The 26997-nt window shown below is 60.0% G+C and carries 30 protein-coding genes; 24 read left to right on the forward strand and 6 right to left on the reverse strand.

The features are described from left to right. Nucleotides 1-42: 42 nt before the first annotated feature. Both BLU71_RS02325 and BLU71_RS02330 read left to right on the forward strand, forming a co-directional pair. Complete coding sequence (locus tag BLU71_RS02325) at nt 43-1509, forward strand: purine-cytosine permease family protein (protein ID WP_083352220.1); 1467 nt, start codon at nt 43-45, stop codon at nt 1507-1509. Beyond that, complete coding sequence (locus BLU71_RS02330) at nt 1502-2431, forward strand: PfkB family carbohydrate kinase (RefSeq protein WP_083352221.1); 930 nt, start codon at nt 1502-1504, stop codon at nt 2429-2431. The genes BLU71_RS02325 and BLU71_RS02330 overlap by 8 nt, the downstream gene beginning before the upstream one ends. A 44-nt stretch (nt 2432-2475) precedes the next feature. Here BLU71_RS02330 and BLU71_RS02335 read toward each other — a convergent pair whose 3' ends face one another. The 4 genes from BLU71_RS02335 to BLU71_RS02350 form a co-directional block, all read right to left on the reverse strand. Next, the gene (locus BLU71_RS02335) at nt 2476-2856 is read right to left on the reverse strand and encodes a Rho termination factor N-terminal domain-containing protein (protein ID WP_064361470.1); all 381 of its coding nucleotides are present in this window, start codon (nt 2854-2856) and stop codon (nt 2476-2478) included. Nucleotides 2857-2960: 104 nt separating this feature from the next. Beyond that, the gene (locus BLU71_RS02340) at nt 2961-3215 is read right to left on the reverse strand and encodes a hypothetical protein (RefSeq protein WP_041479421.1); all 255 of its coding nucleotides are present in this window, start codon (nt 3213-3215) and stop codon (nt 2961-2963) included. A gap of 44 nt (nt 3216-3259) precedes the next feature. Next, a complete protein-coding gene (locus BLU71_RS02345; protein ID WP_042610718.1) occupies nt 3260-3604 on the reverse strand; it encodes a hypothetical protein in 345 nt (114 codons plus the stop codon). Nucleotides 3605-3711: 107 nt separating this feature from the next. Beyond that, complete coding sequence (locus BLU71_RS02350) at nt 3712-4365, reverse strand: HD domain-containing protein (RefSeq protein WP_083352222.1); 654 nt, start codon at nt 4363-4365, stop codon at nt 3712-3714. Between the two features lie 225 nt (nt 4366-4590). On the opposite strand from BLU71_RS02350, the gene BLU71_RS02355 reads away from it, so the two are divergent. The 11 genes from BLU71_RS02355 (at nt 4591) to BLU71_RS02400 (ending at nt 13012) form a co-directional block, all read left to right on the forward strand. Next, entirely contained in the window at nt 4591-5070 is a 480-nt protein-coding gene (locus BLU71_RS02355; RefSeq protein ID WP_064361472.1) for a GNAT family N-acetyltransferase, read from the forward strand. A 159-nt stretch (nt 5071-5229) separates the two neighbouring features. Next, entirely contained in the window at nt 5230-5571 is a 342-nt protein-coding gene (locus tag BLU71_RS27615) for a hypothetical protein (RefSeq protein WP_231982458.1), read from the forward strand. Nucleotides 5572-5622: 51 nt separating this feature from the next. After that, nucleotides 5623-5892, forward strand: coding sequence for a hypothetical protein (locus BLU71_RS27620; protein ID WP_231982459.1), 270 nt, complete (start codon nt 5623-5625; stop codon nt 5890-5892). After that, nucleotides 5889-6383: a PAAR domain-containing protein gene (locus BLU71_RS02365; RefSeq protein WP_083352223.1), complete on the forward strand. Its 495-nt coding sequence runs from the start codon at nt 5889-5891 to the stop codon at nt 6381-6383. The genes BLU71_RS27620 and BLU71_RS02365 overlap by 4 nt, the downstream gene beginning before the upstream one ends. 6 nt (nt 6384-6389) lie before the next feature. Further along, nucleotides 6390-7130, forward strand: a complete 741-nt coding sequence (locus BLU71_RS02370; protein WP_065616837.1) for an alpha/beta hydrolase — start codon at nt 6390-6392, stop codon at nt 7128-7130. After that, on the forward strand, nt 7123-7617 hold the full coding sequence (locus tag BLU71_RS02375) for a hypothetical protein (protein WP_156889209.1): 495 nt from the start codon (nt 7123-7125) through the stop codon (nt 7615-7617). The genes BLU71_RS02370 and BLU71_RS02375 overlap by 8 nt, the downstream gene beginning before the upstream one ends. Before the next feature lie 209 nt (nt 7618-7826). Continuing rightward, nucleotides 7827-8816, forward strand: coding sequence for a 2-dehydro-3-deoxygalactonokinase (locus tag BLU71_RS02380; RefSeq protein WP_083352225.1), 990 nt, complete (start codon nt 7827-7829; stop codon nt 8814-8816). 19 nt (nt 8817-8835) lie between these two features. Beyond that, a complete protein-coding gene (locus tag BLU71_RS02385; protein ID WP_083352226.1) occupies nt 8836-9456 on the forward strand; it encodes a 2-dehydro-3-deoxy-6-phosphogalactonate aldolase in 621 nt (206 codons plus the stop codon). Nucleotides 9457-9516: 60 nt separating this feature from the next. Next, nucleotides 9517-10665: a galactonate dehydratase gene (dgoD, locus tag BLU71_RS02390; protein ID WP_016770960.1), complete on the forward strand. Its 1149-nt coding sequence runs from the start codon at nt 9517-9519 to the stop codon at nt 10663-10665. A gap of 171 nt (nt 10666-10836) precedes the next feature. Next, nucleotides 10837-12147: an MFS transporter gene (locus tag BLU71_RS02395; protein WP_064361478.1), complete on the forward strand. Its 1311-nt coding sequence runs from the start codon at nt 10837-10839 to the stop codon at nt 12145-12147. A 61-nt stretch (nt 12148-12208) separates the two neighbouring features. After that, nucleotides 12209-13012: an IclR family transcriptional regulator gene (locus BLU71_RS02400; RefSeq protein WP_042610724.1), complete on the forward strand. Its 804-nt coding sequence runs from the start codon at nt 12209-12211 to the stop codon at nt 13010-13012. Nucleotides 13013-13023: 11 nt separating this feature from the next. Here the strand turns inward: BLU71_RS02400 and BLU71_RS02405 are convergent, their stop codons facing one another. Next, nucleotides 13024-14076 carry an NAD(P)-dependent alcohol dehydrogenase gene (locus tag BLU71_RS02405; RefSeq protein WP_039760107.1) on the reverse strand — a complete coding sequence of 351 codons (1053 nt, stop codon included), beginning with the start codon at nt 14074-14076 and terminating at the stop codon, nt 13024-13026. A gap of 191 nt (nt 14077-14267) precedes the next feature. Here BLU71_RS02405 and BLU71_RS02410 point away from each other — a divergent pair, with 191 nt between their 5' ends. Beyond that, nucleotides 14268-15158, forward strand: a complete 891-nt coding sequence (locus tag BLU71_RS02410; RefSeq protein WP_083352227.1) for an AraC family transcriptional regulator — start codon at nt 14268-14270, stop codon at nt 15156-15158. A 184-nt stretch (nt 15159-15342) separates the two neighbouring features. Here the strand turns inward: BLU71_RS02410 and BLU71_RS02415 are convergent, their stop codons facing one another. Then, nucleotides 15343-17007, reverse strand: a complete 1665-nt coding sequence (locus BLU71_RS02415; RefSeq protein ID WP_064361479.1) for an electron transfer flavoprotein-ubiquinone oxidoreductase — start codon at nt 17005-17007, stop codon at nt 15343-15345. 550 nt (nt 17008-17557) lie between these two features. Here BLU71_RS02415 and BLU71_RS02420 point away from each other — a divergent pair. The 10 genes from BLU71_RS02420 (at nt 17558) to BLU71_RS02465 (ending at nt 26988) form a co-directional block, all read left to right on the forward strand. Further along, complete coding sequence (locus BLU71_RS02420) at nt 17558-18307, forward strand: electron transfer flavoprotein subunit beta/FixA family protein (RefSeq protein WP_007908338.1); 750 nt, start codon at nt 17558-17560, stop codon at nt 18305-18307. A gap of 2 nt (nt 18308-18309) precedes the next feature. Continuing rightward, a complete protein-coding gene (locus tag BLU71_RS02425; protein ID WP_042610727.1) occupies nt 18310-19239 on the forward strand; it encodes an electron transfer flavoprotein subunit alpha/FixB family protein in 930 nt (309 codons plus the stop codon). Between the two features lie 81 nt (nt 19240-19320). After that, entirely contained in the window at nt 19321-20142 is an 822-nt protein-coding gene (locus BLU71_RS02430; protein WP_083352228.1) for a substrate-binding periplasmic protein, read from the forward strand. A 9-nt stretch (nt 20143-20151) separates the two neighbouring features. Beyond that, nucleotides 20152-20514, forward strand: coding sequence for a DUF4398 domain-containing protein (locus BLU71_RS02435; RefSeq protein WP_172667940.1), 363 nt, complete (start codon nt 20152-20154; stop codon nt 20512-20514). Beyond that, nucleotides 20511-21323 (forward strand): OmpA family protein, encoded by an 813-nt coding sequence (locus BLU71_RS02440; protein WP_064361482.1) that lies wholly within the window; start codon nt 20511-20513, stop codon nt 21321-21323. The genes BLU71_RS02435 and BLU71_RS02440 overlap by 4 nt, the downstream gene beginning before the upstream one ends. Before the next feature lie 201 nt (nt 21324-21524). Beyond that, the gene (locus BLU71_RS02445) at nt 21525-22964 is read left to right on the forward strand and encodes a PLP-dependent aminotransferase family protein (RefSeq protein WP_083352229.1); all 1440 of its coding nucleotides are present in this window, start codon (nt 21525-21527) and stop codon (nt 22962-22964) included. Nucleotides 22965-23042: 78 nt separating this feature from the next. After that, entirely contained in the window at nt 23043-23516 is a 474-nt protein-coding gene (locus tag BLU71_RS02450; RefSeq protein ID WP_083352230.1) for a translation initiation factor 2, read from the forward strand. 163 nt (nt 23517-23679) lie between these two features. Continuing rightward, the gene (locus BLU71_RS02455) at nt 23680-23934 is read left to right on the forward strand and encodes a YkgJ family cysteine cluster protein (RefSeq protein WP_083352231.1); all 255 of its coding nucleotides are present in this window, start codon (nt 23680-23682) and stop codon (nt 23932-23934) included. A gap of 40 nt (nt 23935-23974) precedes the next feature. Continuing rightward, entirely contained in the window at nt 23975-24580 is a 606-nt protein-coding gene (locus tag BLU71_RS02460; protein WP_042610733.1) for an START domain-containing protein, read from the forward strand. 314 nt (nt 24581-24894) lie between these two features. Continuing rightward, nucleotides 24895-26988, forward strand: coding sequence for an LTA synthase family protein (locus BLU71_RS02465; protein WP_065616846.1), 2094 nt, complete (start codon nt 24895-24897; stop codon nt 26986-26988). The last annotated feature ends 9 nt before the right edge of the window (nt 26989-26997 follow it).

Consider the following 26997-nt stretch of genomic DNA (forward strand, 5'->3'; position numbering starts at 1 on the left):
ATCATTGCCACAACCATAAAAAAGGCAAACAGGAGCATCTTCATGAGTTCATCAACCGCCGGGCAAAGCGTCGGGCAACTGGAAACCCGCGGCATCGAGCCGGTGCCGGAAGCCGAGTGCAACGGTCATCCGCTGCAGCTGTTCTGGGTCTGGTTTGCCGCCAATATTTCCATTCTCGGCCTGCCGCTGGGCGCCACGCTGGTGGCGTTTCGCGGGCTGGCGATCTGGCAGGCGATCATCGTCGCGATCCTCGGGGCCGCCGGTTCGTTTGCGGTGGTCGGCATCATTTCGATTGCCGGACGTCGTGGCCGCGCGCCGAGCCTGACGCTGTCGCGGGCGATCTTCGGCGTACGCGGCAACATCGGCCCGACGCTGGTTTCGCTGATGTCGCGTCTGGGTTGGGAAACCGTCAACACCACCACCGCGGCGTTCGTACTGCTGTCGCTGTGTTCGATCCTGTTCGGCTCGCCGGTCGAGGCGAAAAGCGCGCCGGTACTGACGCTGATCTTTATCGCCATCTTCGTCCTGCTGACGTTGGCGGTGTCCGGGCTCGGCCACGCGACACTGCTGGTGATCCAGAAGTGGGCGACCTACGTGTTCGGCGCGCTGAACATTCTCGTCGGCGGCTTCCTCTGCGCGACCATCGACTGGAGTGCGGTGTTCAACGCCACGCCGGCGCCGCTGAGCGCGATGATCATCGGTATCGGCACCATGGCTGCCGGCACCGGCATCGGCTGGGCCAACGCCGGCGCCGACATGTCGCGCTATCAGCACCGCAGCGTCAAGGCTGTGCGTCTGGTGGCGTCGGCGGCATTCGGCGCGGGCATTCCGCTGGTGCTGCTGATCACCCTCGGCGGCTTGCTCTCGGTGGGCAACAATGACCTGGCTTCGGCGACTGACCCGATCGTGGCGATCCGCGACATGCTGCCCACCTGGATGGCCGTGCCGTACCTGATCACCGCGTTCGGCGGCCTGCTGCTGTCGAACAACCTGTCGGTGTACTCGGCCGGCCTGACCACGCTGACCCTGGGTCTCAAGGTCAAACGCGTCTACGCGGTGGTGGTCGACATCGTCGCGATCTTCGCCGGCTCGATCTACTTCATGCTGATCGCCGACAGTTTCTACGGCCCGTTCATCACCTTCATTTCCCTGCTGGCGGTGCCGATCACTGCGTGGGTGGGGATCTTCGTGGTCGACCTGATTCACCGTCACTACTACAGCCCCAAAGACCTGCTCGACGTCAGCCCGAGCAGCGCCTACTGGTATCGCGGCGGCATCGAGTGGCGCGCGTTCGGCGCCTGGGCGATCGCCATCGTGCTCGGCTTCAGCTTCACCACCATCGGCACCACGGCGGAAAACGTCTGGTTCAATGGCTTTCTGTCCGACTCCTGGCTGGGCCACAACGGCCTCGGCTGGATCGTGACCTTCGTCGTCGCCGGTGGCCTTTACCTGATACTCGGCGGCGCGAAAGATCGCCGCGCCGCGCAACCCGAGAATGCTCATGCCTAAGATGTTGCACACCGGCCAGGTCATCATCGACCTGGTCATGGCCGTGGATAAATTGCCGCAGATTGGCGGCGACGTACTGGCGCAGTCGGCGGGATTCGAAGCCGGTGGCGGTTTCAACGTGATGGCGGCGGCGGTGCGTAACGGCTTGCCGGTGGTCTATCTCGGTCGCCATGGTAGCGGGCGCTTCGGCGATCTGGCACGCCAAGCGATGCAGGCGGAAGGTATCTGCATTGGCATCCGCGAACCGGCCGAGCGAGACACCGGGTTGTGTGTGGCGCTGACCGATGCCTCGGCCGAACGCAGTTTCATTTCCTACATCGGCGCCGAAGGCGAGGTGACCGAGGAGGATTTGAACAGCGTGCTGGCCGAGGCCGGCGATTACGTTTATCTGAGTGGTTACAGCCTGCTGCACGAGGGCAAGGCGCAGGCGTTGCTCGACTGGACACTGGCGCTGCCGGGATCGGTCAATGTGGTGTTCGACCCGGGACCGCTGGTGGAATCGCCCGACGCGCCGATGATGCAAGCGTTGCTGCCGCGCATCGATGTGTGGACCAGCAACAGTGTCGAGGCGCTGCGTTTTACCGGCGCTGATGAGATTGGCGTGGCAATGGATCGTCTGGCGAAATTTTTGCCTGGAGATGTGCTGATGGTGGTGCGCGACGGGCCGCAGGGTTGCTGGATTCAACAGCGTGGCGAGCGTCGTCAGGTGCCGGGATTTGCTGTGAAAGCGCTGGACAGTAATGGCGCCGGCGATGCCCACGCCGGGGTGTTTGTTGCCGGATTGGCGCAGGGATTGGATGCGTGGGAATCGGCCAGGCGCGCCAATGCTGCGGCAGCGCTGGCGGTAACTCGCTGGGGGCCGGCGACATCGCCGGGGGCGGCTGAGGTGGATGAGTTTATCCGCGAGTCCTGTGGCGACTGATCCACGGCCATCGCGAGCAGGCTCGCTCCTACAGTGGGGGCGTTCTAGCCCGCTTTGCGCAACGCCTCGATCAACTCCTGCTTGCGCATCGACGAGCGCCCCGGAATATTCTTCGCCCGGGCTTCCTTCATCAGGCTGTCGACAGTCTGGGTGTCCTTCGAAGTTTCGCTGTTACGCGAGTGCCCCTTGCGACTGGCCACCGCGCGGCGCGATGACTCTTTGCGCTCTTGCGACTTGGCGCTCGCAGGCTTTTTGCGCCCTGAGCCGCCGGACTTTTCACCGCCGCCGGATTGTTTATTCACCGTCGCCCAAGCGCGCGCCTCGGCTTCATCTTTCGACACGCCCTTTTTCTCGTAGCTGTCTTCGATGTGCTCGGCTTTGCGCTTCTGTTCTGTGGTGTATTTGTCTTTGCTTCCACGAGGCATGGGATTTCTCCTTGCGTCAGGATGTGGTGCGTTGCGCCGAGGGCTGCGAATCTCTCGAGACGAATCAAACGTCCGAAGTCGAAAGTCCGCAGCCCCATCCAGCGTCAGCTATCGAGTTTCTTCGCCGCTTCAACCCCGGCTGAACTGAGCTTGATCGGCAGGTTCAGCGAGTGTTCGCCCGCTTCACTGCATGTCACATGACCGTGGTGAATCAGCCCGCGATCCTGCAGGGCGGCGAGGGCGCTGGCCACGACTTTCTCGCCCCGGTAATTGTCCAGCACCTCCTTGCCCAGACCATTGGGATGCGCGTGGAGCAGACGGGTGAGGACTTCTTTTTCCAGGTCTTTGTCGACGTTCATGGTTACCTCTTCATCGGAGTGAATAGGGCGCTCGCGTCGGCGAACTACTGACCGGCACCTTCGGAACCGGAGCCACCGGTGGTGGTTTTCGAGCCGACACCCGGACCGGCATTGTCAGGCGTGGCGGCCGGGGAGTCTGGCGTGTTCATGCCGCCCTGACGTCCAGGATCGCTGCCCTGAGTGCGCGGGTCGGTACCGGTGGCTGGTGGCTGGTTGATCAGCGGCACACCGGAGCCATCGGTGTTCACACCGGGGGCACTGTTGATGGCAGGCGCACGTGGCGGGGTCGGATCGGTAGGGCCAGTGCCTGCTGCCGTGGACGAGGCGGCGAACACCGCAGGGCAGAGCAGGGCGCTGAAGACAAGAGCGGTCAACCTTGACGAGATCATAGGGCTTCTCCAGTGATTGGAATCCATACACTTGGTTGGTCAGCCCTGGTGTCGGATTGGTGCCTGATGATCGACGAACGGTCTTCACCGAGGTACGTCTTTGCTGTTCAGGCGATGCCGATCTCTTCCTTGAACTGCTCCATGAAATCCTTCAGACGGTGATGACGAATCTGTGCCAGACGCTGGCCGGTCGCGGTCTGAAAGCCGTCGGCCAGATGCAGCAGTTTGGTCTGGAAATGATCGAGGCAAAAACGTCTGTCGTCGTACTCGCGTTCATGCGCTTCGGGATCTTGCGGATCGTAGAGTGCCGAGCCCATGCGCCCGGCCACGTAGAAGGTTCGAGCAACGCCGAGCATGCCCAGCGAGTCGAGGCGATCGGCGTCCTGGACGATTTTCGCTTCGAGTGTCAGTGGGGTGATGTTGGCGGAAAAACTGTGGGCTTCGATGGCGTGGGCGACGTTGCTGATTTTCTCGCGGGGCCAGTTTTTTTCCTGCAGCACCGATGAAGCCTTGTCCGCGGCAAGACGTGAAGCCTGCGAGCGCAGAGCTGAGTTTTTCTCGACCGCGACGCAATCGTGCAGCAGCACGGCCGCAAGCAGCACCTCGAGATCGCCGCCTTCGGTTTCATGCAAGGTGCGTGCGTTGTGCCAGACCCGTTGCAGGTGGGCGAAGTCGTGGGCGCCGTCGTCCGAGGGTTCCAGTGCGTGCCGAATCAGCGCTGATGCCAGTGTTTCCATCGGCGCAAAACAGTTAACGGTCATAAGCATCCTTTCAGAATGTGCGGTATCAACTGTGGGAGCGAGCCTGCTCGCGAAGACATTATGTCAGTTGACTCGAGGCTGACTGGAAGGACGTTTTCGCGAGCAGGCTCGCTCCCACAGGGGCAGCAGTGTTCATCAAATTGGGCAGGTCAGGATGTTTTGCCATGTGACGAGCGCCGCTGCGCGCCTTAGTATGGCGCTTTAATTTGCACACAAGGCCCGTCCATGACGATCGAAATCCGCCCGGCGACCCCCAGCGATGCGCCGCAAATCCTCGCCTTCATCACTGAACTGGCAGATTTCGAGAAGGCCCGTCACGAAGTCATCGCCAGCGTCGCCGACATCGAACGCAGCCTGTTCGGCGACGGCGCCACCGCCCACGGCCTGATCTGCCTGCGCGACGGCTTGCCGATCGGTTTCGCGGTGTTCTTCTTCAGTTACTCGACCTGGCTGGGCAGCAACTGCCTGTACCTCGAAGACCTCTACATCACCCCGGAACAACGCGGCGGCGGCGCCGGTAAAACCCTGCTGCGCCACCTGGCGAAAATCGCCTGCGCCAACGACTGCGGCCGCTTCGAATGGAGTGTGCTGGAGTGGAACACCCCGGCCATCGAATTCTACAAATCCCTCGGCGCGCAACCGCAGGAGGAGTGGGTGCGGTATCGCATGGATGGCAAGGTGTTGAGGGAGTTTGCCGAGGGGTGAACAGAATAAAAGCAATCTCATGCTGATTCGGTTGTAGGCATTGTTCTAGTCCGGCATTCTGTGCGCCATTTTTGCGCGCTCACGGACGACACCTGCAATGCTTCTGGCAACATTTCTCCGCGCCTGCGGAGCTCCCGCTGTGTCAATGAGTGACCAGCAATGAGCGGACTGCAGGCTTCCATGCGTCTGTATGGCCTGGTGAAAACCACCGGCTCTTCCGACGACCCGAAACGACAGGCTGTCGAAATTCTCTGCATGGCCCAGCGCACCGGTGGCCTGGCTATTCGGGCTTTCGTGTCGCGGCTCGACGCCGAGTTGATGTCGCGCAGCGCCGGCCTCGGCGAATACCGCGTGGTAGCGCTGAGAACCTTTGATCCAACTGCGATTATCGACGCTCATCAAGGCTGGCTGATGCTGCACATCTGTTGCGGCTTCGTCGCTCTCGCTGGCCATTCTCTATTGAAGAACGGTGCGTTGATACCGATGGGCTGGCACGTCTAGTCCGAAGTGGGGCGCTGGACCTCCGGGCATCATCTTGACCTTGGCGTGCAAATGGGCGACTTGCTGCAATCGACTTTCGAGCGCAATCACCTGCGCAACTACAACGCCTGGCTCAACGAACTTGATGATGTAACGCCTGCCGAGTTGAGGTGGCAAGCCGACGAAGCCTGGCGTGCCATACAAACCGCCACATCGTCTGAAAGCCGTGAGCATTGTCATGCTCTGTTCGACCCGGTCGACAATCGCTGGCGCTTTGCCGCGACCGACATCGATATCTATCAGCCATCCCCGGCACCCCTTAAGCAAGGAGCTTTGAATTGAGTGGTAAACCCGCAGCTCGCGTCACCGACCCAACCGCCTGCCCACTGCCGGGTCACGGCACCAACCCGATAGTCTCCGGCTCGCCGGACGTGTTTTTCGATTGCCTCGCGGCTGCCCGCATGACCGATAAATCAGCGTGTGGCAGCCCTATCACCGGAGCGGTCTCCGGCACCGTTTTCATTAACGGCCTGAATGCCGCGATGCTCGACAGCACTGGTGGGCATGGCAATGTCGTGATCGGTGGCTCAGGCACGGTGATTATCGGCCAGAGCGGGGGAGGGGCCGCGTTTAGCGGGTTGCTGCCGATGCCGGTGCATTTCAACGATCGGATGCAAGTGATCAACGAGATCACAGGAGAGCCCATGCCGAATCATCCCTACGCGATTCAACGGGGTGACGGGCGCGTCGAACACGGCGTTACCGATGAAGCAGGTTTCACGCACACGGTGAGCTCGCACCTGCCTGAATCCATCAAATTGTTCGTAGAGTAAGAAGCTATGGCCGCTGAAAATTCAGAATTGAAAGGCTGTCAAAGACTGGTCGTGACACACGAATTAACCTGTAAAACCGACGGGACCGTAAAACAGGCTACCGTTAGCCCGAAAAAAATTGTTTTGTTTTTCGTTGGAGGAGCGGGAGATAAAGAAAGTTATTACGGAACGGGCCCGAACAATAACGTGGCGGAGGCTCTGAAAATATTCATCAAGAATATGGACGCTGAAGGTCTTTGCCCTGATACCTACGACGCACACCACATCGGTTATAACGCCTTCACCAGTGATGAGGGACTTAATGCAAATGTGTTGGCGAAAATTCCCGACCTGACCACTCCGGTCTACATTATCGGGCATAGCCTGGGAGGCTGGAATGGAGCTCACTTGTCTAAAGTGCTGGCAGACAAAGGCTATCGGATCCCGGTATTGGTTACGCTGGACCCCGTCGGAGAGGGTCAGATCGTATGGGGCATATCAAATATTTATCAAACAGAGCCTACTCCCAAGGCTGAATATTGGGTGAATGTAAGAGCGGATGCCAAAGACTGGAATTTTTCTGATCTCGTGGCGGATTTTGGAGAGCAGTGGGACATGACAAGCGGCCCGAACATGAACGGCCGGGTTGATGTGAATCATGCCGATGCCTGGGCTATCTACATTGCCGTATTAGGTAGCGGAGTGTCAGCGAGGGATATTCTTATGCAGTCAGTGATACAGCACTTCAAAGGGAGGAAATGTGCGTAAATCTTTACTGATTTCAATGTTTTTGGTATGTGCGTCATGCGCTATCAGTCACGGGCGGCCGATTGCCCATATTGAATACATGAATACGGAGCGTTATCTCAATCGAAATATTTACCAAGTCACGTTCTCTTCTGATGTCGACGTGGAGCCATTGTTCAAATCTAAAATAAGCCAATCTCTTCTCTGTTCTTTCGACGAAGAAACAGATTTCGCAATGCCTCAAGATCTGAAGGAATATGGCGAGGGCTGGGTTGAGCCGGTGAAGTCAGGGGAGGGACTAGTCTTCAGAGCGGATCTGATGTTTTACAAGGTTAAGGATTCGACAAGTTATACGCTAATGAGCAGCGATGAATTAAGAGCCTTGGTGGCTCGTCAACAGTCTATAGCTTGTAAAGTCAGAATCAACTCTTACTCCTACAGGGTCTATTTATCGGAGGTCATGAAGATTCCAGTCAAAGATCTCATGAAAGAAGTCAATAAATACTGAGTCGGGGGCGCTCGATGAGTTACTTGAGAGTTTCGGTTCCCTAGGTCATCGACCGATGCGCTAACGCAACTAAGCCATCCCCCCATCAAGTCCAAAGCAGGGTGATTACTCATCCCAAAATATGGGATTGATATTTATATATTGAGATTTTGAGCCGCCCAGGTTTATAGTCCGTCGCACTCACTGCCAAAAACAAAACAGGTGAAGCGATGCAGGCGCAATTGATCGCGCTCGATTGGGGGACAACCTCATTACGTGCTTACAAACTCGCGGCGGACGGTGTGGTGCTGGAGCAGCGTGCGCTGTCGTCCGGGATCATGCAGTTGCCCAAGACTCCGCGAATCATCCACGGTCGTGAATGCGCCGATGGTTTTGAACTGGCCTTCGACGAAGCCTGCGGTGACTGGCTCGACGCGCAGCCGGATCTGCCGGTGATCGCTTGCGGTATGGTCGGCAGTGCCCAGGGCTGGCGCGAAGCGGCTTACTGCGAGACGCCGGCCGACGTCGCCCATCTCGGAAATTCCCTACAGAGCGTTATCAGTCTTCGCGGCACGCCAGTGCATATCGTCCCGGGCGTGATCCAGCGTTCGCGGCTGCCGAATGTGATGCGCGGCGAAGAAACCCAAGTCCTCGGCGTGCTGCAAAGTCTGCCGGCCGAGGCGGGTAACGATCTGTTGATCGGCCTGCCCGGCAGCCACTCGAAATGGGTGGAAGTGGTCGATGGCCGCATCACGCATTTCGACACCTTCATGACTGGCGAAGTCTTCGCCGTACTCAGCGAACACAGCATTCTTGGCCGTACCCAACAGCCGAGCCTGACTTTCGACGCACAGGCATTTGACCGTGGCGTGCAAATCGCGCTGTCGGCGGATGCCGAGCTCGGTGTGCTCTCGACCCTGTTCAGCGCCCGTACCCTCGGCCTCACTGGTGAACTGAGCCCGAGCGCTCAAGCGGATTATCTGTCCGGTCTGATGATCGGCCACGAGTTGGCCGCGCTCGCCAATGTGCAGCGGCGCCGGCGCAATCAAGCGAATCTTCCATCGATCGTGCTCATCGGCAATGCGCAACTGTGCACGCGTTATCGCCGTGCCCTCGACGCCTGCGGCTTTGCTCGGGTGACGCTGGCCGAGCAGGCGACCGAGCGTGGCCTGTGGCAACTGGCGCGTGCCGCCGGGCTGATCGATTCCTCATCCCGTTAACCCTGACTGGAGGCCTGACATGCTCAAGCAAGCACTGGCACAAAACGGTCTGATCGCGATTCTGCGTGGCCTGCAACCGCAGGAAGCGGCGGCTGTCGGAGAAGTCCTTTATTCCGCCGGATTTCGCGTCATCGAAGTACCGCTCAATTCCCCATCGCCGTACGACAGTATCCGCATTCTGCGTGATGCGCTGCCCGCCGATTGCCTGATCGGTGCCGGCACGGTGCTCACCCCCGAGCAGGTCGAGCAGGTCAAAGCTGCTGGCGGACAAGTGATCGTTATGCCCCACAGCGATGCCAAGGTGTTGCGCGCGGCGAAAGCGGCGGGGCTGTACCTGTCGCCGGGCGTGGCGACGCCGACCGAAGCCTTCGCCGCGCTGGCCGAGGGTGCGGACATTCTCAAGCTGTTCCCGGCCGAGCAGATGGGGCCGGCAGTCGTCAAAGCCTGGCTTGCGATGTTGCCGGCCGGCACGGTGCTGGCGCCGGTCGGCGGCATTACCCCGGACAACATGCAGGCCTTTATCGACGCTGGCGTGAAAGGTTTCGGCCTCGGTTCCGGCCTGTTCAAACCGGGCATGACGCCCGAGCAGGTGGCGGTCAATGCCAAGGCCTACGTGGCTGCCTGGAAAGCCCTGCGTTAAGAATTTTGGCGCTGTGTGCGCTGCATCTAATAAAAGCTGCATTTACAAAAGAGAGCAGAGATGAAAATCACCAAACTCACGACCTTCATCGTTCCGCCGCGCTGGTGCTTCCTCAAGGTCGAAACCGACGAGGGCGTGACCGGTTGGGGCGAGCCTGTGGTCGAAGGGCGCGCGCACACGGTCGCCGCTGCGGTGGAAGAATTGTCCGACTACCTGATCGGTAAAGACCCACGCAACATCGAAGACATCTGGACCGTGCTCTATCGCGGCGGCTTCTACCGCGGCGGCGCGATCCACATGAGTGCGCTGGCCGGTATCGATCAGGCCCTGTGGGACATCAAGGGCAAGGCCCTCGGCGTCTCGGTCAGCGACCTGCTCGGTGGCCAGGTGCGCGACAAGATCCGTGTCTACTCGTGGATCGGCGGCGACCGCCCGGCTGACACCGCGCGCGCGGCGAAAGAGGCGGTGAGCCGTGGTTTCACTGCGGTGAAAATGAACGGCACCGAAGAGCTGCAGTTCCTCGACACGTTCGAAAAAGTCGATCTCGCCTTGGCCAACGTTGCCGCCGTGCGTGACGCGGTCGGGCCGAACGTCGGCATCGGCGTCGACTTCCATGGCCGCGTGCACAAGCCGATGGCCAAGGTGCTGATGAAGGAACTCGACCCTTACAAACTGATGTTTATCGAAGAGCCGGTACTCAGCGAAAACTACGAAGCGCTGAAAGAACTGGCGCCGCTGACCAGCACACCGATTGCCCTCGGCGAGCGGCTGTTCTCGCGCTGGGATTTTAAACGGGTGTTGAGCGAAGGCTACGTCGACATCATCCAGCCGGACGCGTCCCACGCCGGCGGCATCACCGAAACCCGCAAGATCGCCAACATGGCCGAAGCCTACGACGTCGCGCTGGCGCTGCATTGCCCGCTGGGGCCGATTGCGCTGGCGGCGTGTTTGCAACTCGACGCGGCTTGTTACAACGCGTTTATCCAGGAGCAGAGCCTGGGCATCCATTACAACGAGAGCAATGACTTGCTCGACTATGTGAAGGACCCGCGGGTGTTCGACTACGATCAGGGCTTCGTGAAAATTCCGAACGGCCCGGGGCTGGGCATCGAGATCAACGAGGAATACGTGATCGAACGCGCCGCCGTCGGCCACCGCTGGCGCAACCCGATCTGGCGCCATGCCGATGGCAGCTTTGCCGAGTGGTAAGTCGTCTGCGAAACACCACAATCCCAATGTAGGAGTGAGCCTGCTCGCGATTCGGTTTTACATCCGGAATGTTTGTGACTGACAGAGCGCTATCGCGAGCAGGCTCACTCCTACAGGGATTTGTGCAAGGCCTCAGGCCGACCTCAATAAACATAAAAAGAGGCTCTCCTCATGCAAACGCACACCCTCTCCGGGCAGGCGTCTTTAGTCACGCCCAGCCGCAAGCGGTTTTTCATCATGGTGCTGCTGTTCATCACCGTGGTCATCAACTACCTCGACCGCAGCAACCTGTCGATTGCCGCACCGGCGCTGACCAGTGAGCTGGGCATCGATCCGGTACACGTCGGGCTGATCTTCTCCGCTTTCGGCTGGACTTATGCCGCGATGCAGATCCCCGGCGGCTGGCTGGTCGATCGCGTGCCGCCTCGGATCCTTTATAGCGTCGCGCTGCTGCTGTGGTCGGTGGCCACGGTGATGCTCGGTTTCGTCAGCAGCTTCATCGCACTGTTCGTGCTGCGCATGGCCGTCGGTGCACTGGAAGCGCCGGCCTATCCGATCAACAGCCGCGTGGTCACCACCTGGTTTCCCGAGCGCGAACGCGCCACGGCGATCGGTTTCTACACCTCCGGGCAGTTCGTCGGCCTGGCCTTCCTGACGCCAGTGCTGGCGTGGCTGCAACATGAATTCGGCTGGCACATGGTGTTCGTCGCCACCGGCGCCGTGGGTATTCTGTGGGCGCTGATCTGGTACGCGGTGTATCGCGAGCCGCGCGATTTCAAAGGCGCCAATGAGGCGGAAATCGATCTGATCCGCGAGGGTGGCGGGCTGGTCGATATCCAGGCTGACGCGGCCAAGGTCAAAGCCAGATTCAGCTGGACCGATCTGGGCATCGTCCTCAGCAAACGCAAGTTGTGGGGCATCTACCTCGGCCAGTTCTGCCTGAACTCGACCCTGTGGTTTTTCCTCACCTGGTTCCCGACCTACCTGGTGAAATATCGCGGCATGGACTTCATCAAGTCCGGCCTGCTCGCGTCGCTGCCGTTTCTCGCCGCGTTCGTGGGAGTGTTGTGTTCGGGATTCTTTTCCGACTTCCTCATTCGCCGTGGCTACACCGTGGGCTTCGCGCGCAAGTTGCCGATCATTGGCGGGCTGCTGATTTCGACCTCGATCATCGGCGCCAACTTCGTCGAGTCGACGCCGCTGGTGATCGCCTTCCTCGCCCTGGCATTTTTCGGCAACGGTCTGGCGTCGATCACCTGGTCGCTGGTGTCGACGCTGGCGCCGGCGCGTTTGCTCGGCTTGACCGGCGGCGTGTTCAACTTCATCGGCAACCTCTCGGCGATCGCGACGCCAATCGTGATCGGCTTCCTCGCCAGCGGCGATTCGTTCGCGCCGGCGATTACCTACATCGCCGTGCTCGCACTGGTCGGTGCCCTGTCCTACGTGCTGCTGGTGGGCAAGGTCGAGCGTATCGAGTTGTAGTGCTCTGCGTCGGGCGACCATAATGCCGCCCGTTCCTTCGCTCAACGGTAAAAGGCTGGATATGCAGGAAGACGCCCCGGAAAAAACCAAGGACGCCGCGCCCACCGGCACCCAGACGCTACTGCGCGGCCTCGGTGTAGTCCAAGCGGTGGCCAGCGGCGCACGTGATCTCAAGGAGATCGCCCGGCTGATCGGCACCACGCGCAGCACCACCCATCGGCTGGCCAGTTGCCTGGTCGACGAGCGTTATCTGCGCGTGGTCCCGCAAATCGGTTATCTGCTTGGGCCGAAGCTGATCGAACTGGGCTTTCAGGCCCGCGAAGAGTTGCCGCTGGTGACCCTGGCCGGGCCGTATCTGGACGAGTTGTCGGCGCTGACCGGCGATACCGTGCATCTGGGCATTCGCGAAGGCGACGAGGTGTTGTATCTGCTGAAGAATCCTGGGCGCAACGGCCCGGAAATGCGCTCGCGGGTCGGCCATCGCATGCCGCTGGTGCGCACCGGGATCGGCAAGGCATTGATGCTCGATGACTCGCCGCAGGACTGGCGGCGGCTGTACGACATCAGCCTGCCGGCGGGTGGCAAAAGTCAGTTCTGGCCGCAGCATCCCCAGCAGTCGTGGGAACAGCTGGAGCAGCGCATGGGCGAATACGTCACTGGTGGCTACGCCTTCGATCTGGAAGACAACGAACCGTCGATCCGCTGCGTGGCGGCGCCGATTCGCGATGCGAGCAAGGGCATTGTTGCCGCGATCAGCATCGCCAGCACCGTGCCGTACATGCCGCTGGAAAAAATGGCCGAGTTGATCCCCCTGCTCAAAGGGGTCACAACCCGGCTGTCGGCGGAGCTTGGCTTGAAGGTGTAAGCCGTGAAGGTTTAAGCCTTCAGCGTCGCCATGTCGATGACGAAACGGTACTTCACGTCACCGGCAATCATCCGCGCGTAGGCTTCGTTGATATTGCGGATGTCGAGCATTTCGATGTCGCAGGTGATGTTGTGCTCGGCGCAGAAATCCAGCACCTCCTGGGTTTCGGCGATACCGCCGATCAGCGAGCCGGCCAGCACGCGACGGCTCATCACCAGTTTGCCGGCGTGGACCGGCGGGTTCACCGGCTCGATCAGACCGACCAGAATGTGCACGCCATCGAAGCGCAAGGTGTCGAGGTACGGGTTGAGGTCGTGCTGGACTGGAATGGTGTCGAGCAGAAAGTCGAAATAACCGGCCGCGGCCTTCATCTGTTCGGCGTCGGTGGAGACAATGACGTGATCGGCACCCTGACGGCGACCTTCTTCAGCCTTGCTTGCCGAGCGGGTAAACAGCGTGACTTCCGCGCCCATGGCCTTGGCGAACTTGATGCCCATGTGACCGAGGCCACCCATGCCGAGAATCCCGACCTTGTCACCGGCCTTCACGCCGTAGTGCTTGAGCGGCGAGTAGGTGGTGATGCCGGCGCAGAGAATCGGTGCGGCGCTGGCCAGCGCCAGGCGTTCCGGGATGCGCACGACAAAGTGTTCGCTGACCACGATGCTGTCCGAATAACCGCCCATGGTGTTGCTGCCATCGACCCGGTCCGGGGTCGCGTAAGTCATGGTCGGGCCTTCGAGGCAATATTGCTCGAGGTTCGCCTGGCACGCTTCGCAACTGCGGCAGGAATCGACCATGCAGCCGACGCCAACCAGATCGCCTACCTTGTGACGGGTGACATTCGCACCGACAGCGGTGACTTTTCCGACGATCTCGTGGCCGGGCATCAGCGGATAAACGGCGATGCCCCATTCGTTGCGTGCCTGATGGATGTCGGAGTGGCAGACGCCGCAGTAGAGAATTTCGATCGCCACGTCGTCCGCGCGCGGGCTGCGGCGTTCGAATTTCATCGGGGCGAGGGGAGTGGTGGCCGACTGGGCGGCATAGCCGATGGCGGTGTACATGAGTGACCTCGCAAAAACAGTGACAAGTGAGGCGGTGAATTCTGGGCGCCGGGCGCGGGTGCGGCCATGACGATTTCTCCGGGTCTCATGCCTAATCCTCCGGGATGCGGGTTGCGGCAGTCGTATTGGCCAGCAGATCTGCGATCATGTTTTCATCCCCTTTTCCTGATTTTTTTACGAAGACCTATTCGATGCAGTTGACCCGTCATCTTGATGCCAATGCCCGGCTGGTTTCGCTGATCGAACCGCTGGCGCTGCGCGATGGCTACAGCCAGACCGGCCTGCCCGGTGTGCAGATTTTGCGCGCCAGTTGCGACGTCGCCCGTGGCCCGCATATTTACGAGCCGAGCCTGATGATCATCGCCCAGGGCAGCAAGCTGGCGTTTCTCGGCCCACGCACCATGGAATATGGCGCCGGGCATTACCTGATCCAGGCGCTGCCGGTGCCGTTCGAATGCGAAACCTTTGCCTTGCCCGATGCGCCGTTGCTTGGGATCTCGGTGGCGATCGATCGCGTACTGCTCGGCGAACTGGTGCTGGCCATGGGGCTGGCGCCGGGGCGGCATATTCCGGCGCAGACACCGGAGTCGATGACCTCGGTGGTGCTCGATGACGGCATGCGCGGTTGCGTCGAACGCCTGCTCAGCTGTCTGCACGATCCGCTGGAATGCCAGATTCTCGGCCCGGCGCGGGTCCGCGAATTATTGTTCGTCGCGCTGCGCGGGCCGCAAGCGGATGTGTTGCGCGCGCTGGTCGAGCAACAAGGGCAATTCGCCCGGGTGGCGGCTTCGATCAGCCATCTGCATGCGCACTACACCGAGCCGCTGAATGTCGAGACACTCGCCGGTTGCGCGAACATGAGCGTGTCGACCTTCCACGAGCATTTCAAACGCAGCACGTTGTTGTCGCCGGTGCAGTATCTCAAGCGCTTGCGCTTGTTGAAGGCGCAGACGCTGTTGGTGGCGGAAGGGCTGGGGGTGGCACAGGTGGCGCATCGGGTGGGGTATCAGAGCACGTCGCAGTTCAGCCGCGAGTACAAGCGCTACTTCGAACGTAGCCCGGGAGATGAGCGCGCTGCCTGAGCCGACGATAATCCCCTGTGGGAGTGAGCCTGCTCGCGATAGCGGTGTATCAGTTGACGATGATGCTGACTGAAGCACCGCTATCGCGAGCAGGCTCACTCCTACATTGGTTCGGCGGTGTTGCAGGAATTTTGGGCAACAAAAAGGCCCCCATTTCGGGAGCCTTGTTGTTCAGCGCGTCGACTTACATGTTCGGATAAGTCGGGCCGCCGGCACCTTCCGGCGCCACCCAGGTGATGTTCTGCGCAGGGTCCTTGATGTCACAGGTCTTGCAGTGCACGCAGTTCTGGGCGTTGATCTGGAAGCGCTTCTCGCCGTCTTCCTTGGTGATCACTTCGTACACGCCGGCCGGGCAGTAGCGCTGCGCCGGCTCGTCGTACAGCGGCAGGTTCTTGCTGATCGGGATGCTCGGGTCGGTCAGCTTCAAGTGGCACGGCTGTTCTTCTTCGTGGTTGGTACCGGAGATGAACACCGAGCTGAGTTTGTCGAAACTCAGTTTGCCGTCGGGTTTCGGATAGTCGATCTTCTTGCAGTCGGCCGCGAGCTTGAGGCAGGCGTAATCCGGCTTGGTGTCGCGCAGGGTGAACGGCAGTTTGCCGCCGAAGATGTTCTGGTCCAGCCAGTTGAAGCCGCCGCCGATGATCGCGCCGTACTTGTGAATCGCCGCGCCGAAGTTGCGGCTGGCGAACAGTTCTTCGTGCAGCCAGCTGTTCTTGAACGCGTCGACGTAAGTCGTCAGTTCGACCGTGCAATCCTGCTCGGCGAACAGCGCATCTGCCACCGATTCAGCCGCGAGCATGCCGGACTTCATCGCAGTGTGGCTGCCTTTGATCTTGGCGAAGTTCAGGGTGCCGAGGTCGCAACCGATCAGCGCGCCGCCCTTGAAGACCATTTTCGGCAGCGAGTTCAGGCCGCCCTTGGCGATGGCGCGGGCGCCGTAGCTGACGCGCTTGCCGCCTTCCAGGTATTGCTTGAGCACCGGGTGATGCTTGAGGCGCTGGAATTCGTCGAATGGCGACAGGTAAGTGTTGCTGTAGGACAGGTCGACGATCAGACCGACCACTACCTGATTGTTTTCCAGGTGATAAAGGAACGAGCCGCCGGTGTTCTCGGTGCCCATGATGTCCAGCGGCCAGCCTGCGGTGTGCACCACCAGGCCTGGCTGATGCTTGGCCGGGTCGATTTCCCAGATTTCCTTCAGACCGATGCCGTAATGCTGAACGTCCGCATCGCTGTCGAGGTTGTAGCGCTTGATCAGTTGCTTGCCGATGTGGCCACGGCAGCCTTCGGCGAACAGCGTGTACTTGCCACGCAATTCCATGCCCGGGGTGTACAGGCCTTCTTTCGGATGGCCTTCGCGATCGACGCCCAGATCACCGGTGATGATCCCGCGCACCACGCCGTTTTCATCGATCAGCGCTTCCTGAGCGGCGAAGCCCGGGTAGATTTCCACACCGAGGTTTTCGGCCTGTTGAGCCAGCCAGCGGCACAGGTTGCCGAGGGAGATAATGTAGTTGCCTTCGTTGTGCATGGTCTTGGGCACAAAGAAGTCGGGGATCTTCTGCGCGCTGTCGGCGTTTTTCAGCACGAAAATGTCATCGCGCGTGACTGGCGTGTTCAGCGGTGCGCCGAGTGCTTTCCAGTCCGGGAACAGTTCGTTCAATGCGCGGGGTTCGAACACCGCACCGGAGAGGATGTGCGCGCCGACTTCGGAGCCTTTTTCGACCACGCAGACGCTGATTTCCTTACCGGCGTCAGCGGCCTTCTGCTTCAAGCGGCAGGCGGCGGACAGACCAGCGGGGCCGGCACCGACGATGACGACGTCGAATTCCATGTATTCGCGTTCCACAGGCTATCTCCTACTCAAGGCTCAACAGTTTTTTTTCTGATTTGGAGGTTTGATGTCGCTTCCGTATTGCCTTTACGTTAACGTCAAAGGGAATATTGGCGAATCTACCTTTCTCTCTAGGCGGCGCATTATATCTACACCACTCCTAGCGTCCAATACAAACGTTTGTTTGAATCGCCTCCAGCCCTGATAAATCAAAGAAGCGCGGCTTATGACAGGGCATTTTGGCGTATTGACCAGAATGGGCGTTCCGGTCAAGATACGGGCGGTTTTGCGCTCGCCGTAGGCAGACTGGCGGTTTCAAGAGCACCTCTAAAGACAGGGCACAGGCAGTAGACGGTGATGCGCAGCGCAAGTCCGGCGCGCAGTTTACACAGCGTGGGAATGAATGACCCGGCAGTCACCCCTGACGAACGGTCATCACCCTTCGCCAAGTGAATCACCTCACATTCAAGCCGGCGTTTTTAGAGGTGCCCTTGTCGCCCGATGAGCATCATCCGCCAGGTTCGCCTAGGCGACTTTCTTTTCACCGGAGAGTAACGAGGAATCCATGAAGGTTCTTGTAGCTGTCAAACGCGTTGTGGATTACAACGTCAAGGTCCGCGTCAAGGCGGACAATTCCGGCGTCGACCTCGCCAACGTCAAGATGTCGATGAACCCATTCTGCGAAATCGCCGTGGAAGAAGCCGTTCGCCTGAAAGAGAAGGGCGTTGCGACTGAAATCGTCGTCGTCTCGATCGGCCCGACCACCGCTCAGGAGCAGCTGCGTACCGCACTGGCTCTGGGTGCCGACCGCGCCATCCTCGTCGAATCCGCTGAAGACCTGACTTCGCTGGCCGTGGCCAAGCTGCTCAAGGCCGTCGTCGACAAGGAACAGCCTCAGCTGGTGATCCTTGGCAAACAGGCGATCGACAGCGACAACAACCAGACCGGTCAGATGCTCGCTGCACTGAGCGGCTACGGTCAGGGCACGTTCGCTTCGAAAGTCGAAGTCTCCGGCGACAGCGTTGCCGTGACCCGCGAGATCGACGGCGGCGCGCAGACCGTTTCGCTGAAACTGCCGGCCATCGTCACCACCGATCTGCGTTTGAACGAGCCGCGCTATGCGTCTCTGCCAAACATCATGAAAGCCAAGAAGAAGCCTCTCGAAGTGCTGACTCCGGACGCTTTGGGCGTTTCCACCGCCTCCACCAACAAGACTCTGAAAGTCGAAGCGCCGGCAGCACGCAGCGCAGGCATCAAGGTCAAGTCGGTGGCTGAACTGGTCGAGAAACTGAAAAACGAAGCGAAGGTAATCTAAAAATGACTATCTTGGTAATCGCTGAACACGACAACAAAGTGCTGGCCCCGGCCACACTGAACACCGTGGCCGCCGCTGCCAAAATCGGCGGCGACATCCACGTTCTGGTGGCAGGTCAGGGCGCTGGCCCGGTGGCCGAAGCCGCGGCGAAAATCGCTGGCGTGAGCAAGGTCCTCAACGCTGACAACGCCGCCTACGCGCATCAGTTGCCGGAAAACATCGCGCCGCTGGTAGCCGAACTCGGCGCTGGCTACAGCCACATCCTGGCTGCCGCGACCTCCAACGGCAAAAACATCCTGCCGCGCGTTGCTGCTGCGCTGGACGTTGACCAGATCTCCGAGATCATCTCGGTGGAAAGCGCTGACACCTTCAAGCGTCCGATCTACGCCGGTAACGCCATCGCTACCGTGCAATCGACTGCTGCGATCAAAGTGATCACCGTGCGCGCCACCGGTTTCGACCCGGTTGCCGCTGAAGGTGGTTCGGCTGCCGTTGAAGCGGTTGGCGCTGCCCACGACGCCGGTACGTCGAGCTTCGTCAGCGAAGAGCTGGCCAAGTCCGATCGTCCTGAGCTGACCGCTGCGAAGATCGTCGTTTCCGGCGGTCGTGGCATGCAGAATGGCGACAACTTCAAACACCTGTACGCTCTGGCCGACAAGCTCGGCGCAGCTGTTGGCGCTTCCCGCGCTGCGGTCGACGCAGGTTTCGTACCGAACGACATGCAGGTCGGTCAGACCGGCAAGATCGTTGCGCCGCAGCTGTACATCGCCGTCGGTATCTCCGGCGCGATCCAGCATCTGGCCGGTATGAAAGACTCCAAAGTGATCGTTGCGATCAACAAGGACGAAGAAGCGCCGATCTTCCAGGTGGCCGATTACGGTCTGGTGGCTGATCTGTTCGAAGCAGTACCTGAGCTGGAGAAGCTGGTCTAATCCGGCGGCTTCACTTATAAAGAGCCCGGCCTGTTGGTCGGGCTTTTTTTTGTTTCGGATTTGAGTGGGGAACGGTTTGCCATGGATCTGCGCTGCGGATGGTTGTTGGGATTGATGCTGTTGCCAGGTCTGGCCACGGCCGCTGGCAAGTGCGAGCGCCTGGTCGTCACCGGTAGCCCGGATGCGCCGCCGTACCTGTGGCAGGACCCGCAAAACCCCAAGCGCTTGATCGGTGCCAGTGCCGATCTGTTGCAGCAAGTGGCCAAGGACCTCGGCATCAAAGTCGATCTGCTGTATGCCGGTAAACGCTCGCAAGCGCTCGATGAAGTGCGCAGCGGGCGCATGGACATGCTCGCCGACGCACCGCTGACCGTGAATGAGCTGGAAAACCTCGACTTCATTCATCCGCCACTGCTGGAAAACGACTATCTGGTGTGGACGCGCAAAGGCTCGACGCTGACCTATGCCGAGGCGGTCGATCTGAAAGGCCATGCCGGCGCGGTGTCGGAAAAGTCTCGGATGACCCAGGCATTCGGCACTTTCGCCGAACAGAATCTGACCCTGACGCGGACAGCCAACCTTACCCAGGCCCTACAGAAACTTCTGTTGGGCGAGGTGGAATATGTCCTCGCCGGACGTTACTCAGGACTGGCCGCCGCGCAGACATTGGGCATGACCAGCGATCTGTTGGCGTTCGAGCAACCCATTGATCGTCCGGGGCTGTTCCTCGCGGTTTCCCATAACTCGGCCTGCAACGATCCGTGGTTGCGCGGACAGCTCGCCAAAAAGATGACAGAATTGCCCGCGTCCGGACTGACGGAAGCCGCGCTGCAACGCAACATCGAGCGCTGGAAGGCGCAACAGCAACAGCCGCCACAACCTGTCAGTGCCCCAAAACAGTAGGGATTCTTAGTGAGTATTCGACCTCTTTTCGCGGCTGTGGCCGTTCTGGCCCTGGCCGGGTGCGCAACCGATCCGGCACCCAGTGAACAAATGCGTTTGACCGAACAGGCCATCGTGCAGGCCAAGGCAGTCGGCGCCACCGCTGACGAAGTGCCGGAAATGCAACTGGCCGAAACCAAGTACAACCGCGCCAAAGGCAACATGGCGGACGAGTCCTATCGCAATGCGCGCATGCGTGCCGAGCAGGCCGAACTGGATGCACGTCTGGCCGAAGCCAAGGTGCTGACGAAAAAAAGCGAAGAGCAACTCAATGTGCTCAATACCCGCATTGTCCGCCTGCGCAAGCAGCTGCAACTGGGGGAAGCGCAATGAGCCTCAGATCCAACGCTATTGGCATTCTGCTGCTCGCCGGGTGCGCGAGCCTTTACGGCTGCGCCGGCCAGCACAGCGAGGCGGCGCTGCAACAGGCCGGGGCTGATTTCCAGAAGGTCAAGGAAGATTCCAACGTGCTGCGGATTGCGCCGAAAGACGTGATCCGCGCCGGTGAATCCCTGGCCCGCGCCGATCGTCTGTCGACTTATTGGGGCAGCGGTGCCGACGTTGTGCATTACGCCTACCTGAGCCAGCGCTACAGCGAAATCGCTCGCGAGCACACCAACCAGGCACTCAACGAGGAGCAGGCGGCCAGGCTCGAACTGGAGCGGCAGCGTCTGCAACTGGCCCTGCGCGAGTCGAAACTGCTCAGCGTGCAGCAGCAAGGCAAGTGGCTGGAGGAACAGATCGTGGCGCTGGCCACCACGCAGACCGATCGTGGTCTGGTGATGACTCTCGGTGATGTGTTGTTCGACACCGGCGAAGCGGAACTGAAAAACTCCGCCAACCGTGTCGTGTTGAAGATCGTTCAGTTCCTGCAACTGAACCCCAAGCGCGTGGTGCGCATCGAGGGTTATACCGACAGCACGGGCGGCAAGCAGGAAAACCTCAAACTGTCCCGAGACCGCGCGCAATCGGTGGCTGACGTGCTGGTCGATCTGGGTGTCGATGAAAAACGCATTCAGGTCGAAGGGTACGGCGACCAGTTCCCGGTCGACGCCAACGCTTCCGAGCGCGGCAGGGCACAGAACCGCCGGGTGGAAATTGTTTTCTCCGACGAAAAAGGCCAGCTCGGCGCCGCCCGCTGAGGGTTGCGTCTCTGGGAAGCCCGGCCTGTCATGCAGTGCCGGGCTTTTTTACGTCTGTCGATTGCCGCGCAAAACCGTACAGATGGGGCAGACACCGCACTGTACGGTCGAGTAATCTGGCAACTGTCCCAGTACACTTCTAAACTGTTCCGGTATTGTTTCACACAAGAATAAAACGCCCGTGAAATCGAGTGCTGCGTCATGACCAATCTCTTGCTCTACCAACGTATTGCTCAGCAACTGGCCGAGGACATCCGCCGTGGTGTCTATCAACCCGGGGAGCGCGTGCCTTCGGTGCGCAAGATGAGTTCGCAGCTCAACGTCAGCCACGCGACGGTGTTGCAGGCGTATGCCAACCTCGAAGACCAGGGCCTGATCCGCGCCCGTCCGCAATCGGGTTATTACGTGCACCAGACCCCCGCGCTGACCGCGCCGACCCCGGACATCGCGCGGGTCGAGCGGCCGGGGCTGGTCACGCGCAGCAGCATCATCCAACAGGTATTGGTTGAGTCCCGACGTGAAGGCGTGTTTCCGCTGGGCGCTGCGGTACCGAGTGTCGATTATTTACCGGTGCGGGCACTGCATCAGCAGCTCGCCAAGGTCACCCGATTCCACAGTCCGCGGGCGTTCAGCTACATGTTCAGCCCCGGTTTCGAACCGCTGCGCCGGCAGGTCGCGATCCGCATGCGTGACGCCGGCGTGGTGGTCGATCCATCGGAAGTGGTGATCACCCACGGCTGTGTCGATGCCCTGCAGATGTCATTGCGCGTGCTGACCCGGCCGGGCGATCTGATCGCTGCGGAATCACCCACCTATTACGGCCTGCTGCAACTGGCTGATCTGCTCGGTCTGAAAGTCATCGAAATCCCCAGTGATCCCGCCACCGGCATGAGCCTGGAAGCCTTGCAACTGGCCGCCAACCAATGGTCGATCAAGGCACTGGTGCTGACCACGCGATTGAGTAATCCCCTCGGCGGAACCATGCCGGAAGAGCGGCAGAAACAGTTGCTGCGCCTGGCCTCGGATTTCGACATTCAGATTGTCGAAGACGATATCTATGGCGAACTGATGTTCGAGCAAGGCCGCACCAAAGCGCTGAAAGCCTATGACCGGCTGGATCGGGTGATCTACTGCTCGAGCTTCTCCAAAACCTTGTCGCCAGGTGTGCGCATCGGCTGGATGATCGCTGGCAAGTACCAGCAGGAAATCCAGCGACTGCAAACCTTCAGCACCCATTCGGCGTGCAGCGTTACGCAAATGGCGATCGCCGCCTATCTGGAAAACGGCGGTTATGACCGGCATTTACGGTACATCCGCCAGGAATACCGAAAAAACCTCAGCGCGTTCCAGCTGGCGGTGCAGCAGCACTTCCCCGATGGCACGCAAATGTCCCGGCCCACCGGCGGTTTCATCCTCTGGGTGAGCTTGCCGGGACGGGTCAACACCCAGGAATTGCATGTCCGCGCGCTGCAACAAGGCATCAGCATCGCGCCGGGGCTGATCTTCAGTAACACCGAGCAGTTCAACCACTGTATCCGCCTCAATTGCGGCATTCCGTGGAATCGCGAGGCGGAGCGGGCACTGATGACGCTGGGTCTGTTGGCGACGCAACTGTGTCAGGAAACCGCTGGCGGTTTCTGAACGAGGGGGCAGGTGATGCTTGTCATGTGACGCACAACAGGCGAGCATGTGGCCCTCTGCCGTTAGTTCGTTGGGTCCATGAAAGCCATTGTTCCTGCCGCGTGGGTATTGTTGGGTTGGCTGATGATCGGTCAGGCGCCGGGTGTCATGGCGGCCGCAGCCCAGGAAAAACCGGCAGCGACGAGTACGACGAACAAAACCGTGAAAACCGCGGCTCCGGCAAAAAAAGCCCAGGCCAAAAAAAACGCCACAGTGAAGAAGCGCCGCCCGGTTGCTTCGAAATCGAAATCCGCCAGCGAAGTGGCGAGGACCAAATTGCCGCCGGCAAAACTCGATCTCAGCCTGCCCAAGGATATGGTTGAAGAGTTGAAGCCCAAGGGCACGGTGGAGCTGCCCAAGCGCGAGGCGATCCTGCCGCAGATGTTCGGTGAGAAGGACGCCGGTTTCCAGCTCAACGGCCGCTTGCTCAGCAACGAAATGCAGTTGCAACTGCGCAATGAAGCGCGACGCGATGTGGAAGGCGCCGCGCTGGATTTTGAATTCAAACAATAGAACGGGTCATCTGTGATGCGCAGACCAGACGCTTCGTCGGAGACTGCCCGGTCACTTTTACTTATCGTTGAAAACCCGCTTCCAGCAATTTGAAACAGCCGTTTTAGCGGTTACTCTGTTCCCCGTCTCTTTACACATCGCCCGTCCCGAGGATCTGTACGTCATGAAATGCCGCGAAGGCTGTGGCGCTTGCTGCATTGCCCCCTCCATCAGTTCACCGATCCCCGGCATGCCCCAAGGCAAGCCCGCCGGCGAACGTTGCGTGCAACTGTCGGTCGATAACCTGTGCAGCATTTTCGGCCGTCCGGAACGTCCGCCTGTGTGCTCGGGTTTCGCTGCGGATGTCGAGGTCTGCGGCAGCAGCTCGGAAGAAGCGATCAGATTGATCGGCTGGTGGGAGCAGATCACGGCGGCGTGATGTGTTCACCAACGGAACTTCAACAATAAGGAATAACACTATGGGTTCGCTTCATCGTATCGCTGTGTTGTGTGGTCTGACTGCCGTACTTGCTACTTCGGTCGCCCAGGCGGAAGACTGGAAAGTCGCCAAGAACGAAGACGGGATCAAGGTTTCCCTGAGTGAAATACCCGGTTCGGACTACAAGTCCTATCAGGGCGTCGCGCTGATGAAGACCACCATCGCCAAACTGCGCGCCTTGCAGGAAGACGTCTCCGGCGCCTGCGCCTGGATTCACGAGTGCAAGAGCCAGAAACTGCTCAAGCATGAAGGCGATCTGAGCTGGACCTATTCGCAATTCAATACACCATGGCCGGTGACCCCGCGTGATTCGGTGTTGAAGATCACCACTGTTGAAGGTGCCGATGGCAGCCTGACGCGGAATCTGGAAGGCGTGCCGACCTATCTGCCGGAAGAAAAAGGCTTCGTACGGGTTCAGCAAGTCAAAGGCTTCTGGAAGTTCGTGCCTAAAGGCGATCAGGTCGAAGTGACCTATCAAGTACACACCGAGCCAGGTGGCAGCGTACCGGCGATGGTTGCCAACAAGTTCGTCGTCGATGCGCCATTCAATACGCTGAAAGCGCTGAAAGAACGCGCCGAGAAATAATCTTCGCGCTCTAAGCAAAACGCCCCGACCGGTTCGGGGCGTTTTGTTTTGTCTCTAAATTGTATTTCCAGATATGCGTTGCACGAAATTTTCACAAAGCCTTCAAGACAATTCGCCCGCACTTGTTGCCTGCAACAGCGCTGTCAGCCCTTTGAATGAAAGTCTCGAAGAGCAGGGCAGTAATCAATGGCAATGGTGTGAACGATCGTGCAACATTTGCGCACCGCGCACGCCCCGGGGTCTGGAATGACCAATAGAGGGCCTGGCGCCGCTGTATTTTTGCAACTTCAACTTCCAATGGGTCCTAAAACGACATGGCAAACCCGGACGCCCTGAATCAGCAGCGATCTTCTGCTCGCCTGCTGCAACCGACCGTCAAATCGCATCTGGCCTACACGCTGCTGTGCGCACTGGTCATGATGGTCATGTTTTCCGCGCTGCGCCTCGCGCTGCTGGTCTACAACCGCGAGATGATCCTCGACACCCCGGCCGCGACCTTCCTCGAAGCGTTCGTCAACGGTCTGCGTTTCGACCTGCGCCTGGTGGTGTACCTGTGCATTCCGCTGGTGCTGGCGCTGTTCAGCGCCCGGGCCATGGCCGCGCGCGGCTTCTTTCGCCTGTGGCTGACCATCGCCTCGAGCATCGCGCTGTTCCTCGGCCTGATGGAGATGGACTTCTACCGCGAGTTTCACCAGCGCCTCAACGGTCTGGTGTTCCAATACGTGAGAGAAGATCCGAAAACCGTGATGAGCATGCTCTGGTACGGTTTCCCGGTGGTGCGCTACCTGCTGGCGTGGGTCATCGGCACGGTCATTCTGACCCTGGCATTCAAGGGCGCCGACCGCGCCACCCGCCCGCGCGGGCCGTTCAGCGGCGGCAGCGTCAGCTCCCGTCAGGTTGCGCCGTGGTACACCCGCCTGGCGGTGTTTGTGGTCTGCCTGCTGATCTGCGTGGTTGCCGCCCGTGGCACCCTGCGTCAAGGCCCGCCAATGCGCTGGGGTGACGTGTACACCACTGATTCCAACTTCGCCAACCAGCTCGGTCTCAATGCCACGCTGTCGCTGATCGAGGCCGCCAAGTCGCGCATGGGCGAAGATCGCGACAACATCTGGAAAGCCACGCTGCCGCAGGAACAGGCGCAGAAAATCGTGCGTGACATGCTGCTGATGCCTGACGACAAACTGGTCGACGCCGATATTGCCGCCGTGCGCCGTGATTACATGCCGCCAGCCGACAAGACCCTGCCGATCAAGAACGTTGTCGTGATCCTGATGGAAAGCATGGCCGGTCACTCGGTTGGCGCCCTGGGTGCTCCGGGCAACATCACCCCTTACCTGGACAAGCTGTCCAAGGAAGGCCTGCTGTTCGACCGTTTCTTCTCCAACGGTACGCACACCCACCAGGGCATGTTTGCGACCATGGCCTGCTTCCCGAACCTGCCCGGCTTCGAATACCTGATGCAGACCCCGGAAGGCAGCCACAAGCTGTCCGGCCTGCCGCAGGTGCTCAGTGCCCGCGACTACGACGACGTGTACGTCTACAACGGCGATTTCGCCTGGGACAACCAGTCGGGCTTCTTCAGCAACCAGGGCATGACCAACTTCGTTGGCCGTAACGATTTCGTCAATCCGGTGTTCTCCGATCCGACCTGGGGCGTGTCCGACCAGGACATGTTCGATCGTGGCCTGCAGGAGCTCAAGGCGCGGGAAAACGGCAAGCCGTTCTACGCCCTGCTGCAAACCCTGTCCAACCACACGCCGTACGCCTTGCCGACACCGTTGCCGGTCGAGCGCGTGACTGACCGTGGCAGCCTCAACGAACACCTGACCGCCATGCGTTACTCCGACTGGGCGCTCGGCCAGTTCTTCGAGAAGGCGCGCAAAGAGAAGTACTTCAACGAAACCCTGTTCGTCATCGTCGGCGACCACGGCTTCGGCAACGAGCGCCAGATCACTGAAATGGACCTGGGCCGCTTCAACGTGCCGATGCTGATGATCGCCCCGGGCATTCAGCAGAAGTTCGGTGCCCGTGACCACACCGTGGGCACGCAGATCGACATCGTGCCGACCATCATGGGCCGTCTCGGTGGTGAAGTGCGTCACCAGTGCTGGGGCCGTGACCTGCTCAACCTGCCGGAGGGCGACACCGGTTTCGGTGTGATCAAGCCATCGGGCAGCGAGCAGACCACCGCCATCGTCACCGCTGACCAGATTCTGGTGCTGCCGCGCGACAAGGACATGGGTCCGAAAATCTGGCAATACCAGCTCGGTGCCACTCCGCACGCCGAAGTTGTGCCAAATGCGCCGCGTACTGCCGAACTCAAACTCAAACTCGAGGCGTTCCTGCAAACCGCGACCAAAAGCCTGCTCGATAACACCGCCGGTGTGATTCACGGCAAGCCGGATTGATGACTCGTT

This window comes from Pseudomonas moraviensis, from assembly GCF_900105805.1.
Taxonomy (GTDB): Bacteria; Pseudomonadota; Gammaproteobacteria; order Pseudomonadales; family Pseudomonadaceae; genus Aquipseudomonas; species Aquipseudomonas moraviensis_A.